The 13,697-nt window shown below is 48.4% G+C and carries 13 protein-coding genes; 4 read left to right on the top strand and 9 right to left on the bottom strand.

The genetic code is table 11. The features are described from left to right. Positions 1-16: 16 nt before the first annotated feature. Together ACGHTT_RS09435 and ACGHTT_RS09430 are read right to left on the bottom strand one after the other, a co-directional pair. Complete coding sequence (locus tag ACGHTT_RS09435; RefSeq protein ID WP_390594885.1) at positions 17-2,188, bottom strand: malate synthase G; 2,172 nt, start codon at positions 2,186-2,188, stop codon at positions 17-19. A gap of 147 nt (positions 2,189-2,335) precedes the next feature. Next, positions 2,336-3,271 (bottom strand): LysR family transcriptional regulator, encoded by a 936-nt coding sequence (locus ACGHTT_RS09430; RefSeq protein ID WP_390594884.1) that lies wholly within the window; start codon positions 3,269-3,271, stop codon positions 2,336-2,338. Between the two features lie 189 nt (positions 3,272-3,460). On the opposite strand from ACGHTT_RS09430, the gene ACGHTT_RS09425 reads away from it, so the two are divergent. Further along, complete coding sequence (locus tag ACGHTT_RS09425) at positions 3,461-5,053, top strand: isocitrate lyase (protein WP_390594883.1); 1,593 nt, start codon at positions 3,461-3,463, stop codon at positions 5,051-5,053. Between the two features lie 58 nt (positions 5,054-5,111). Here ACGHTT_RS09425 and rraA read toward each other — a convergent pair whose 3' ends face one another. From rraA to ACGHTT_RS09410, 3 genes are all read right to left on the bottom strand, one after another. Then, on the bottom strand, positions 5,112-5,606 hold the full coding sequence (rraA, locus tag ACGHTT_RS09420; protein WP_390594882.1) for a ribonuclease E activity regulator RraA: 495 nt from the start codon (positions 5,604-5,606) through the stop codon (positions 5,112-5,114). A gap of 87 nt (positions 5,607-5,693) precedes the next feature. Continuing rightward, positions 5,694-6,005 carry a Rieske (2Fe-2S) protein gene (locus ACGHTT_RS09415; RefSeq protein ID WP_390594881.1) on the bottom strand — a complete coding sequence of 104 codons (312 nt, stop codon included), beginning with the start codon at positions 6,003-6,005 and terminating at the stop codon, positions 5,694-5,696. Between the two features lie 17 nt (positions 6,006-6,022). Further along, positions 6,023-6,952, bottom strand: coding sequence for an alpha/beta hydrolase (locus tag ACGHTT_RS09410; protein ID WP_390594880.1), 930 nt, complete (start codon positions 6,950-6,952; stop codon positions 6,023-6,025). Positions 6,953-7,043: 91 nt separating this feature from the next. Here ACGHTT_RS09410 and pabB point away from each other — a divergent pair, with 91 nt between their 5' ends. From pabB to ACGHTT_RS09395, 3 genes are all read left to right on the top strand, one after another. Further along, on the top strand, positions 7,044-8,411 hold the full coding sequence (pabB, locus tag ACGHTT_RS09405) for an aminodeoxychorismate synthase component I (RefSeq protein WP_390594879.1): 1,368 nt from the start codon (positions 7,044-7,046) through the stop codon (positions 8,409-8,411). Between the two features lie 358 nt (positions 8,412-8,769). Further along, positions 8,770-9,495 (top strand): phosphoadenylyl-sulfate reductase, encoded by a 726-nt coding sequence (locus tag ACGHTT_RS09400; protein ID WP_390594878.1) that lies wholly within the window; start codon positions 8,770-8,772, stop codon positions 9,493-9,495. A 27-nt stretch (positions 9,496-9,522) separates the two neighbouring features. Then, positions 9,523-9,858, top strand: coding sequence for a hypothetical protein (locus ACGHTT_RS09395; RefSeq protein ID WP_390594877.1), 336 nt, complete (start codon positions 9,523-9,525; stop codon positions 9,856-9,858). A gap of 60 nt (positions 9,859-9,918) precedes the next feature. On the opposite strand, the gene cysB is transcribed toward ACGHTT_RS09395, so the two are convergent. The 4 genes from cysB to ACGHTT_RS09375 form a co-directional block, all read right to left on the bottom strand. Further along, the gene (gene cysB / locus ACGHTT_RS09390) at positions 9,919-10,893 is read right to left on the bottom strand and encodes an HTH-type transcriptional regulator CysB (protein WP_390594876.1); all 975 of its coding nucleotides are present in this window, start codon (positions 10,891-10,893) and stop codon (positions 9,919-9,921) included. Positions 10,894-11,029: 136 nt separating this feature from the next. Further along, entirely contained in the window at positions 11,030-11,551 is a 522-nt protein-coding gene (locus tag ACGHTT_RS09385; protein WP_390594875.1) for a universal stress protein, read from the bottom strand. A gap of 60 nt (positions 11,552-11,611) precedes the next feature. Beyond that, entirely contained in the window at positions 11,612-12,502 is an 891-nt protein-coding gene (locus ACGHTT_RS09380) for a 5'-nucleotidase (protein ID WP_390594874.1), read from the bottom strand. 483 nt (positions 12,503-12,985) lie between these two features. Next, positions 12,986-13,666 carry a TetR/AcrR family transcriptional regulator gene (locus ACGHTT_RS09375; RefSeq protein ID WP_390594873.1) on the bottom strand — a complete coding sequence of 227 codons (681 nt, stop codon included), beginning with the start codon at positions 13,664-13,666 and terminating at the stop codon, positions 12,986-12,988. Positions 13,667-13,697: the final 31 nt, after the last annotated feature.

The raw sequence follows: 13,697 nt of genomic DNA, 5'->3' as shown, positions 1-13,697 counted from the left end.
AATATTCAAAAGTAAACTAAGCACTTTTTAGCTGACGTCTGTAGCTATGCAATAATGGCTCAGTGTAGCCATTGGGCTGCTCTAAACCTTTAAAGACCAAATCAGAGGCCGCTTTAAATGCAATACTAGATACTAAAGAAGGCGCCATCGGTACATAATCTTTGTCGCCCGCATTCTGCTTGTCTACAATAGCAGCCATACGGGCAAAGGTTTCCTCAACCTGAGTTTTAGTGCAAATACCGTGATGCAACCAATTAGCAATATGCTGGCTGGAAATTCTAAGAGTAGCGCGGTCTTCCATTAAACCAATATTGTTTATATCGGGCACCTTTGAACAACCCACACCTTGATCAATCCAGCGAACCACGTAACCCAATATACCCTGGGCGTTATTGTCCAATTCTTGCTGTATATCTTGCGCACTTAACGCACTAAAATCGGCCATCACTGGAATAGTGAGAATATCGTCTAAGCTCGCCGGCTGACGTTTCAATAACTCACGTTGACGCTCTTGAACATTTACCCGGTGATAATGAACCGAGTGCAAGGTCGCACCGTTTGGCGATGGCACCCAAGCCGTATTCGCGCCCGACAAAGGATGAGCAACTTTCTGCTCGAGCATTGCCGCCATTTCATCCGGCATCGCCCACATGCCTTTCCCAATTTGAGCTCTACCGGCCAAACCACAGGCCAGGCCAATATCGACGTTGGCATCTTCATACGCCGCAATCCATGCCTGCTGTTTCATTTTAGCTTTAGGGACAAAGGCGCCAGCCAGCATACTGGTGTGCATTTCATCACCGGTGCGATCCAAAAAGCCGGTGTTAATAAACGCAACGCGATCTTTTGCCGCCGCAATACAGGCTTTTAAATTCACCGTTGTGCGGCGCTCTTCATCCATGATGCCAACTTTCAACGTCAGTGGTGCAAGGCCTAGCGCTTTTTCGATACGACCAAAAAGATCGCAGGTAAAAGCAACCTCATCGGGACCGTGCATTTTTGGTTTTACAATGTAAATACTGCCGGTACGTGAATTACTCAACATCCCCTGCTTTAACACATCGTGTTTAGCAGCCAGCACGGTGACCAACCCATCTAGAATCCCCTCGGGAATTTCTTTACCATCGGCTGTTAACACCGCATCTGTTGTCATTAAATGGCCAACATTGCGAACAAACAAAAGGCTGCGGCCGTGCAACACCAACTCGCCGCCCTTGGCTGCGCTGTAGCTACGATCCTCATTTAACTTACGGGTGACGGTCTTACCGTTTTTTGAGAAAGAATCCTGTAGGTCGCCCTTCATGAGCCCCAACCAGTTGGCATAAACCTCAACCTTGTCTTCCGCATCAACGGCGGCAACAGAATCTTCGCAATCCATAATGGTTGTTACAGCGGCCTCAACCAACAGATCTTGGACGCCAGCGAGATCCGTCTTTCCAACCACAGCTTGGCGATCAATTTGAATCTCAATATGCAGGCCATTATTTTTCAGCAGAATCGCAGAAGGAGACGACTCGGTGCCGCGAAAACCGACAAACTTTTCGGCCTGCTGCAACCCTGCTTCTGCGCCATTTTTGAGCTCCACACGAAGCTCACCAAAACTCACTTTGTAAAGCACCACATCGGCATGACTGCCAGCGGCAAGTGGTGCTGCTTGATCTAGGTGGGCTTTAGCAAACGCAATAACTTTGGCTCCTCGCACGGGATTATAGAGGCCACCTTTCTCGGCACCACCCTCTTCACTAATAGCATTAGTGCCGTATAGGGCATCGTATAAACTACCCCAGCGCGCATTAGCGGCATTCAGGGCAAAACGTGCGTTCTTAACAGGAACCACTAACTGCGGACCCGCCTGCGAGGCAATTTCTTCATCGACATTTGTGGTGCTTACGGAAAAATCCGCAGGCTCCGGTAACAGATAACCTATCTGAGTTAAAAAGCTCTTATAGGCTGCCATATCCTTGACTGGACCTGGATTAGCGGTATGCCACTGGTCGATGCGCAACTGCAAATCATCACGTAACTTAAGCAGCGCTTCGTTGCGCGGCATGAACTCGGCGAGAATTGACTCAAGCGAAGACCAGAAAGCTTCAGGGGTTACGCCAGTGCCAGGCGCCACTTGCTCCTCCACTAAACGATAAAGGCACTCGGCAATTTGCAACCCACCCTGCTGAATTCTATTTGTCATATCAACCTCTCTGTTCATTAAGCGGTAATTGCAATCAAGCTTGATGTAGACGTTTGATTAAAACCACCTTCGTTGACCAAATTCTAAATAGGCCTGAAGAATTTATCTAACCTATTATCTCAATATCGGTCATTCACAAGAGGAATACTAGGAGCTGTGGGCTACATCTACAATCAAACGGCGCATCCACTGGTGAGCCGCATTATTTTGCAACAGTGGGCTCCAGGCCATTTTCAGCTCAAACTGAGGTATTTCAAACGGCGGCTCGGCGATAACGACCTTGGTATTATTGGCGTGCAGCTTTGCCGCCTTAGACGGAATGGTAACAATCAAATCTTTTTGCTCGGCCAGCAACATAGCCGCCTGATAATGGCGCGTAAAGACACTAATGCGACGCTTTTTACCTTGTTTAGCCAGAGCCTCATCCACCCAACCTAGGCGCTGAACATCTCTTGGATTAACGCCCACACCCACACCCATGCCGGTCTTACTCACCCAAACATGTTGAGCCTGCAAATAGGTCTCTAGGGAAAATCGATCTTTTATGGGGTTCTCCTGGCTAAGCATGCAGGAAAAACTGTCTTTCCAGAGCGTCGTTTGATGGAAGGACTGCGGCATGGAATCAAAACGGTTAATCACCATATCAACCTTGCCTTGCTCTACATCCAAAAAGCTGACATCGGAGGGCGTCATAATGTCCAAAGTAACGCCAGGCGCCTCGCGCCTTAGTCGGGTCAAAACATTTGGGAAAAGCACCGCTTCGGCGTAATCACTCGCCATGATCCGATACACTCGGTCTGAAGCCGAAGGGTCAAAATCACTTTGCGGTTGTACCGCGCGCTCTACGTTGGCTAATACGTCGCGGATAACAGGCTGTAGCACCAAGGCGCGCTCTGTCGGCGTCATACCTTCGCTGGTGCGCACTAAAAGAGGGTCTTCAAATAGATCGCGCAAGCGACGCAGGCCATTGCTCATTGCCGGCTGACTCAAACCTAAGTGATTCGCCGCCTTAGTCACATTTCGCTCGCGCAACAGGACATCCAGATAAACCAACAAATTTAGATCTATTCGGTTAATATTCACCTACTGCCCTCTCACCCCTGCTAATTTTAGAGTGCGACTATAATTCACAACGGCAATACCCGCAATAGAAAGTATAAATTAGGCAAATCTAACCTCCCTGCCTACACTAGTCTCAAGCGTTCGATGCTTACTGAGGTAACTGAAAGGTACCCCTCAGGATCATTCACCCAGTACGGGAAGGACTAGACCATGTCTAAATACACAAACGATATCAAAGAAGTAACCGCACTGCGTCAAGCGCAAGGCTCTAAGTGGGAAGCCATTAATCCAGAGTACGCCGCTCGCATGCGTGCTCAGAACAAATTTAAAACTGGCTTAGACATCGCTAAGTACACTGCAAAGATCATGCGCGAAGACATGGCCAACTACGATGCCGATTCAGCCCAATACACCCAATCTTTAGGTTGCTGGCACGGTTTTATCGGTCAGCAAAAGTTGATTGCGATTAAAAAACACTTAGGCAGCACCAAGCGTCGCTACCTGTACCTGTCAGGCTGGATGGTAGCCGCCCTGCGCAGCGAGTTTGGTCCCTTGCCCGATCAATCTATGCATGAGAAGACCTCTGTCGCCAGCCTGATTGAAGAGCTATACACCTTCTTACGTCAAGCTGATGCCCGGGAATTGGGTGGCCTGTTCCGTCAATTAGACGCCGCACGTGCCGCTGATGACCAAAAAACAGCAGCAGAGATTCAGGCCAAGATAGACAATCACGAGACGCACGTGGTGCCAATTATTGCCGACATCGACGCCGGCTTCGGCAACGAAGAAGCTACCTACTTGTTAGCCAAGAAAATGATTGAAGCTGGCGCTTGCTGTATTCAAATCGAAAACCAAGTTTCCGATGAAAAGCAATGTGGTCACCAGGACGGTAAAGTAACCGTTCCTCATTCAGATTTCTTAGCCAAGATTCAAGCCGTTCGTTATGCGTTCCTCGAATTAGGTGTCGAAGACGGCGTAATTGTTGCCCGTACCGATTCACTAGGTGCTGGCCTCACCAAGCAAATCGCTGTAACCAACACCCCTGGCGACTTGGGCGATCAATACAACAGCTTCCTCGATGCTGAAGAAGTATCACCGGCTGACATGAAAAACGGCGACGTGGTACTAAACCGTAACGGCAAACTGTTGCGTCCAAAGCGTTTAGCGAGCGGTTTATTCCAGTTCAAGCAAGGCTCAGGCGAAGATCGCGTTGTACTGGATTGCATTACCTCGCTGCAGAACGGTGCAGATCTTTTGTGGATCGAAACCGAGAAGCCGCACGTTGGCCAAATCGCCAGCATGGTTAACAAAATTCGTGCGACAGTTCCAGATGCAAAGTTGGTTTACAACAACTCACCATCATTCAACTGGACCCTCAACTTCCGTCAGCAAGTATTCGATGCCATGACCGAAGCAGGTCAGGATGTATCAAGCTACGAGCGCGCAAAGTTGATGGACGAGCGTTACGACAGCACGGAACTGGCAAAACTAGCTGATGAGAAAATTCAGAGCTTCCAGCGCGATGCTGCGCGCGAAGCCGGTATTTTCCACCACCTAATCACGCTGCCAACTTACCACACTGCGGCGCTATCAACTGACAACCTGGCCAAGGGTTACTTCGGCGAACAAGGCATGCTCGCCTACGTTGAAGGTGTTCAACGCAAAGAAATCCGTCAAGGTATTGCCTGCGTAAAACATCAGAACATGGCGGGCTCAGACATGGGCGATGATCACAAAGAGTACTTCTCAGGTGACGCAGCGCTTAAAGCCTCTGGCAAAGATAACACGATGAACCAGTTCTAATCGGTTCTCCTTTAACAAAAAAGGGGGTTGCCTAGGCAACCCCCTTTTTTGTTAAACGCTAAATCAAGCGAGTATCGGAAAGTAAAATTCCATTTATATCAGCATAAATAAATTGCCCACAGCCAAACCTAGCGCCGGCAAAACGCACAGGGCACCCCTGCTCACCAATGCCTTTCTTTTCTGTTTTCACCGGACTTGTATTAAGTGCCCTAACACCGATTGGAAGCTGAGCAATAATTTCTGCATCGCGGATGCAACCAAAAATGACGAAGCCAGCCCAACCATTGTCTACGGCTTGCTTTGCTAGCATATCGCCCAGTAACGCCTTACGTAATGAACCACCCCCGTCAACTACCATAACCCGATCCAGCCCGGGCTCGGCCACTAATTGCTTAACGAGAGAATTGTCTTCAAAACACTTAACGGTTTGAATCTCGCCGTGGAAATTAAGGCGGCCGCCATAGTGTTGAAAAATCGGGTCGAGAGCGATAAGCGCATCGCCATGCTCATCACTCAAATCAGGCGTTGAAAACTGCGTTGCGGAAATAGCCATAAAATAACTCCCTTCTGTTAAGAGATTAATTATGGCAGTTAACTGAGGCTGAATGCAGACAAAAAGGATTCGCTTGCTGAATAGCGATTATAGGTCAACGCCCACCGTGCCACCTTCATAAACAAGCGGCAGCTTTTGTAGCTGCTTTAAACAACTGGCGAGAGGGCCAACGGCTACGCCACTCTCCAAATTAAATTGAATTCCGTGCACCGGACAGCGGATATTTCCCGCATCGAGACTAGCGTTATCCATGCGCGCATCCATATGCGGGCACCGATTCAACAAAAGATAGGGCCGGTTGCCATCTTGAATTAACAAAAGAGGCCTGCCATCGACCTGAAAGGGCCTGCAATAACCGTCGTACAAGTTGATTATTTTTTCTAATGCGCGATAAGCCATAATACATCCAAACGCCATTATCTTTCAGATTGGGAAGAGAGCTGCTCTATCGACAGGCGCAAGCCTGGCATCAACTGATCCACGCAGCCCGCTCGACCCAACCACTCTCTGGCGCTCGCGTAATCATTTCGCTCATCAGCTAGTAAATGAATCGTCACTGAATTTAAATTACGCCACCGGGACAGCTTGGCGGCAAAATGTTCGGGGGCAAATATATGCATCACTTGACGGGGCTGACTGAGAAACAACTTCAGCGATTCCACGGGCCTGCCGCGCCAATAACTCAACAAACCAAATCGCTTACGCCAATAATTAATCCAATCGCGACGTTCAGGCTCATCACCAGCTCGCTCCTGTAACATGCGAGCGCGGAGCCCGACACTCGCGATACGTTTGCCGAGACTTATCGCCTCTTTATCACAGGGCCCACCTAAGGACACTAAACCGGAAATCATTTGACTTGAAAGAATGCCGCTCTGCAACGTAAATAAGGCTGCGAGGCTACCGACATCCACACCTATCCAGATGGCTGGCGCCCCCGTTTGCTCGCGAATAAACATCGCGGCTGCGGGCAAATCACATTCGACAATATCTTGTGGTTCCGTCGCATGAACTTGCGATCGCAACGGCGAACTGCCGTGCTCTCTCAGCTCCGGCAACCAGACATCATAGCCTTCATTGATCAATGCCATGGCCAGGCCCTGGCCACCAGCAATCCACTGCTGCCTGTTGCGATACAGCCCGTGCAGCATGACCAAAGGAGGCAACCCAACCTTGCGCTTGCCCGGGGCACTAAGGCGGGTAACCGCAAATTCAGCCGCCCTATCCATACTGTTTCCGGGCTTAAGAAGATAGACATCTTCCACATAATCGCCCTTCAGTTCAGCTTCCTTTAACACAGCCGGGAACAAACCACTGCTGCTTTTTACGCCCAATTGCGCGCTCATAGAGCGACCCTTCTAAAAATCTAAGCTTAAATTGGCTTGGCGACAGCAAACAATTACAATCACTGCCCGCCCAAAATCGATAGTGCAATCAATGCAGCTCGAGACACTTTGTATCACCTACCTCGAGAACCCTAGCCATTGGCTGAGGGTATTCGAGGAACTTCCCCATCTCGCCCTGCTCGACAGCTGTAATTTTGCTGGTGAATCAGGCCGGTATCATATCATCACCGGAGCGCCACAACAGTGGCTAACACTGCAAGATGGCATGCTTTCTTACCAAAATGCTAGCCAGCAATCAAAAACCAAAGCAAACACCGCCGAGCAGGCATGGGAGGCGATTACAAAACTACAAACTAACCTAGACGTTACCTCCAACTTGCCCTTTTGCGGCGGTCTACTGGGTTTCGTGGGCTATGAATTTGGCGCGTGGAGTGAGCTAGGCGTCGAGCCCAGTGGCGAGCTTAACTTTCCTGACTTTGCTGTTGGGGATTATCGCTGGGCATTGGTTCAAGATAATCACCAGGGAACAAGTCAGCTGGTTTTCCTACCCGACTGTGATACAGACCTGCGTCAGAAAGTCATCCAACTAGTCGAGAAGTTAGCGCCACTCAAGACAAACAAAGTATGTAAAAACAATAGGTTAGAGCCAGAAGTTGATCTAAACTCTTACAGGAAATCGCTACAGAAAATACAAGACTACATACAAGCCGGCGATTGCTATCAAGTAAACTACACCCAGCGTTTTGCGAACCTGAAGGTGCAACTAACACCACTAGATACCTACCAAGCGTTAAGAATACGCCAACCTGGCCCTATGGCTGCCTTTCTCGATCTGGGCGCACATAAAGCGCTAATTAGTTTATCGCCGGAGCGATTGGTCAAAAACGATCAAGGCCGGGTTCTTGCGCAACCTATCAAAGGCACCATTGCGCGGTCACAAGACCTGCGAGAAGACGCCGCACTCGCCCAGCGGCTGCTGAATAGCGAAAAAGACAAAGCTGAAAACCTCATGATTGTGGATCTATTACGCAATGACCTTGGCCGGGTTTGCCTACCAGGCAGCATACATGTACCAAAACTGTTCGAGCTTGAGAGCTTCGAAAATGTACACCATTTAGTCTCGAGCATTGAAGGCCAGCTTGCGCCCGACTTAAGTAATATCGATTTACTAAGAGCCTGCTTTCCTGGTGGCTCAATTACAGGCGCGCCCAAGCGTAGAGCCATGGAAATCATCAAAGAGACGGAGCTTTTTGGCAGAAACGCTTACTGCGGCTCTGTATTCTATAGCAGCGTTAATGGTCAATTCGACGCCAGCATTACTATCCGCTCTTTAGTCGCCACAGGCTCCGAGCTGTATTGTTGGGGCGGCGGCGGAATCACGTCAGATTCAAACACCGACGACGAATACCGAGAATCCATAACAAAAGTTGCCAAGCTTATTAACTATGAAGGCCAATAAGCCTAACTGTTTCCCGTGAAACATATGTCCAAAGGGCCGGAAATAGAAATGTTATATGCGATCAAGGAATAAGCTGGTCGACCAAAAATCGAGCCAAACACACAAAATATGGTGGTTTTCCAACCAAAACATCAATCTAGACACTACATCTGGTTAAAGCGGTTCAAAACACGAACAATGTTCCACGAGCAATAAGCGGTCATTTGGCGCGCAATATCTAACATAAAAGTTATAAAACTATAATAATTCGTTGCTTATAACTTATAACAAGCTTTGCTAAAATCAGCGCCTTTCTGCAAGTTGTTGCATGTAGGCAATAACAATGCGGGCAGATACTACGAAAGTCACAAGGATTACTATGTCAGACGCCATTTCTCTGGTTGATATTAATGCCACCTTAGAGTCAAAAAGCCCGCAAGAGATCCTCGAATTTGCCATCGACAACCATCCAGACCTAGCCCTATCGTTCAGCGGCGCAGAAGATGTAGTGCTAATTGATATGGCGCGAAAAATAGACCCGCAGATTCAAGTTTTTTGCTTAGATACTGGGCGCCTACACCCTGAGACTTACCAATTCATTGAGCGCGTTCGAAAGCACTATAAACTCAATATTGAGCTGCTCTACCCTGAAACCAATGCCATACAAACACTCGTTGCCAAAAAAGGCCTGTTTAGCTTCTACGAGGACAATCATCAGGAATGTTGCGGCATTCGCAAGATTATGCCCCTGCAGAGAAAGCTTCTCACGGTAGATGCCTGGGTAACCGGACAGCGAAAAGATCAGAGCCCTGGCACCAGAGCTAATATCCCAGTAATACAGGACGATAAAGTATTTGCCAAAACAGGCGCTCAACTAACCAAGTTTAATCCACTAGCCAATTGGCGCTCACAGGATGTTTGGAACTATATTCGAGCCAACGACGTGCCGTACAATAGCCTACATGATAAAGGCTTTGTCTCTATTGGCTGTGAGCCCTGCACCCGCCCTATCGGCCCCAATCAGCACGAGCGCGAAGGTCGCTGGTGGTGGGAAGAGGCGACAAAAAAGGAATGCGGCTTACACGCTGACAACGTTAAAGGCTAGATTCTATTTAACATTTAGGATAAACACGTGAAAATTACGCTTGTTAAAAAAATATTAGCCGACGGCAGCCCCTGTAGAAAGTGTGCTGACGTATTGGAAAAGCTCGAGTCAGGCGGCTATATGAAATTTATCGACGAGATCCTCATTGCCGATGAGCGCGACGAGATGTCCGCCGGAATGCGGCTGGCCGATAAACATCAAGTCAATCGAGCACCGTTTTTCGTGGTGGAAAGGGATGAGCAAGAGCCTGTGATTTACACGGTATATTTAAAGTTTGTACGCGACATACTCGAACAGGAAACCAGCGCTAGTGAAGAGGCCGTTGAAATTTTAGCCAACAACCCAGATTTAGATTTTCTCTAATCGCTGCGTTTTACCAAACAAGAAAAAAGGGGCCGAGCCCCTTTTTTGTCTAAAACTGTGTTAAAAAGTGGGCAATTCCATTCCGTCGAATAGGTCATCCAACTCCGCTTTGGAGTGCTTCTGATAGGCTTGATCGACAACTTCACGGGTCAAATGCGGCGCGAACTGCGCGATAAAATCATACATAAAGCCGCGCAAAAATGTACCGCGCCGAAAACCAATTTTTGTTGTGCTGGCAGAAAACAAGTGGCTGGCATCAAGCGCCACCAAATCCTTATCCGCCTCCTCGTTATAGGCCATTTTTGCGATAATACCTATACCTAAGCCTAGCCGAACGTAGGTCTTAATCACGTCAGCATCAGCGGCAGTAAACACGACTTTAGGTGCTAAACCCTTTTCGATAAAAGCTTCGTCCAATTTTGAGCGACCGGTAAAGCCAAATACGTAAGTTACAATCGGGTGCTTCGCAACGGACTCCAGTGTCAGCGTGGACATTTGTGCTAACGGGTGGTTTCTTGGGACCACTACACAGCGATTCCAACGATAGCAAGGCATCATTACCAAATCACTGAACAACTCTAATGCCTCCGTTGCGATAGCAAAATCAACCGTGCCATCGGCGGCCATTTCTGATATTTGCATCGGTGTGCCCTGATGCATATGCAGCGAAACCTCAGGGTAAGCTTTGATAAAGGATTCAATAACCTTAGGCAGCGCATAGCGAGCTTGTGTATGGGTTGTCGCGAGCGACAAGCTGCCCTTTTTTTCATTACTGAACTCCTGCGCAACTTGCTTAATACTTTCGACTTTACGAAGTATCTCACCCGCTGTCTTTAGGATAGCTTCCCCGGCTGGTGTTATGCGGGTTAGGTGCTTGCCACTACGAGAAAAGACTTCTACGCCCAATTCGTCCTCAAGCAACCTAATTTGCTTACTAATGCCTGGCTGAGAGGTATAAAGGCTCTGCGCAGTTGCGGACACATTTAGGTCGTGGTGTGCCACTTCCCAGATATAGCGCAGTTGTTGCAATTTCATACTAGCCCTCCAATTGGCTGCAGAAATGTCGTTGCTGTTATAAGAATCAGCAGAAATATTCTAATGGAGAATAGATAGGTTTTTTTTGCTTTGCCAGTCTTAAGCCATATTTAGATCGAAAGGGGTAAAAAATCACCTACCAAAGTCCTAACTGACTGTCTTCCCTGACCTCTTCCTGCGTGACTTTATGGGCGAGAGGAATGGTCAAAACCGGCACTTTGGACAACTGTAGTACTTTTGCGGCGACGGACCCCAACAGCGCAATCCCCTCACCCCGGGTGCTTTGCCCTCCTATAACGATCAGATCCGCCTGGGACTCCTTGGCATGCCTTAAAATAACCTCGGCTGGCATTCCCTGATCGACAACCACATCGCAAATGGTGGCTAAATCGTCCAACCCAGACATGTATTCATCGGCTAAGCTCTCGACGACTTGGTCTTTGATGGATGCCAGAATTTTATCGATAGCTTGATAGGCTTGTTGGTTATCAGCCCCAGAATATGTCTTGAATACGGCTTTTGCGAAGCTACCTAAGGGCTCCACGGCATGAACAACTTCTACTTTTGCACCGCACTGTCGAGCCAAATACACCGCGTGGTATATCAGGTAAGACGCATGAGGCCCCAAATCCGTGCCACACACTATCTTTTCTATCATAATGCCACCTAACTGCAGGTGATTGACCTCGCTTAAGCATAGCAGCGCAAACTCGGGGCGCTACTCGTTGGCCACGCCATGGGGTACATGGCCGGTAGCTACATGCTCACTGGCCGCACTACAGTGAACCTGCTGATCATCGAAAAATACATCGGCACCATAGGCCTTTAAAAAACTCGCCTTAGTCATCCCTCCTAAGAACAGCGATTCATCGATGCGAATATTCCACGCCCTTAGGGTCCGAATGACTCGCTCGTGTGCTGGTGCTGATCTAGCGGTAACGAGCGCTGTGCGAATTGGCGAAGCCCCTGGCTCAAACTCCGATTGAATGCTGTGCAACGCGGCTAAAAACGGTTTAAAAGGCCCGCCCGTCAGCGGTAACTTAGCTGCTTCTTTTTCATTTTTAGCGAAGGCTTCGAGACCTTGAGTCTTATAAATTCTTTCCGACTCATCGGAAAACAACACGGCATCACCATCGAAAGCAAAACGCAGTTGAGCACTGGGGTCTTTCTGCTTTTTAGAGGCCAATAGAGTGGCTGCAGCTACGCCCTCGCGTAGCGCTAAACGCACATCGGCTGGATCTGTCGATAAGAATAAGTGACAACCAAAGGCAGTAATGTATCTATATGGATCTTCGCCACCGCAAAAAGCGGCTCGACTAATGGGTAGTTTATAATGCTCAATAGAATTGAATACCCGCAACCCTGTATCGGCACTGTTGCGGCTCAATAAAATCACTTCAACACGATGATCTTTTAATACCTCGTTAAGTCTCAATAACTTCTCAACTAACGGGAAAGCCTCGCCTTTTTCAAGCAGCTCTTCTTCATGATCTATTTGGTATTGCGAGTAAGCTTCGAGCCCTTCATTCACGTAAACCTGATGGCTGGCATCTAGATTAAACAAAGCCCTACTCGAAATAGCGATGACCAATTGCTTGGGTACAGACATGTCGTTCTATCTCTCTAAAAATATTGCGATGCGTGCTTTCCATGACAGGAAATGTGTAACCCGCCGCTATGCAAAAGCGCTTTAATCCACCGCGTAAAAAAGCAAACCATAATGAAACGCGCGCTACATACGCTGATAAACAGCACCCTAGTAATTTCCGCCCTTAGCCCTCAAAAGTTGTCTAACCTTAAAACCTGAATGCAGATTACTCGGAGCAAACCATGGCCCATTCGCCCTATAAAATTGTAGATATGTGCAATGATTTGGCTGCGTTGTTTGGTCATCGATGGGTCGCTATTCCGCTGATTTGCCTTTTAGGCTTTAAAGTCGTCAGCCTTGCACCCATGACCTTTTGGTATCTGGTTCCTCTCCTTATACTCACGTTACTGTTTTCCATAAGAGCCACAGCAAGCCTAGTATTGCGTGATCGCGCCCTACTTCTCAGTTTATATGAGGTGCAGCGGCAGCAGCGCAAACGCTGACCTAGGGGCCATCAATATCATTCGCACCTGGTAATATGACGTCTTCTGATTTATGAGGCTCCAATAAACACAAGACGAGGCGCTTCAAGTCCGCGATGGTTCGCTCTGCGCGACTTTCAACCTGATTTACCACGACCAGTGATAATGCATGCGTCATCTCAAGGTAAGCCCTGCCCAAACGATTCAACTCGTTCGGACTAGAGACAAAACCAAGACGCACAAACATCGCCATCATCCGCTCGATAATCATAGCGTCGTGGCGTTCGTCGAGATCGCGCAACTCTGGTACAGCCCACATAGCCTGGGCCAATGGCAATATGGCGCGCTCGTCGCGATAGACCTCCAGCATCCGCTCGATGGCTTTGTCTATAAAGGTTACTAAGTCCATATCTTCAATGGGCAAGGCTGCAACATCGGTGAGTGCATCGGCCATGGTTTCTAACCAGCGGTCGCCAAGGGCATACAATATGGCTTGTTTATTCGGAAAGTAGTGGTAAAGCGAGCCAACAGAAATGGATAATTCTTTGGCAATCAGGATAGTGGTTAACTCATCAAAGCCAACTTCACCTAATAATTTTGCGGTAACATCTAAAATCTGCCGGGTGCGATGCTTAGCTCGCTCCTGTACCGGCTGGCGCCGAGGGGTAATCGAATTCGTTCGCTTGACGTTACGTTCGTTCAAAGAAAGCTCCTTAGTTGAGGTTGGGCTGCGA

Source organism: Simiduia litorea (assembly GCF_042853465.1).
GTDB lineage: Bacteria > Pseudomonadota > Gammaproteobacteria > Pseudomonadales > Cellvibrionaceae > Simiduia > Simiduia litorea.
This window is presented reverse-complemented; position numbering and strand designations above follow the sequence as displayed.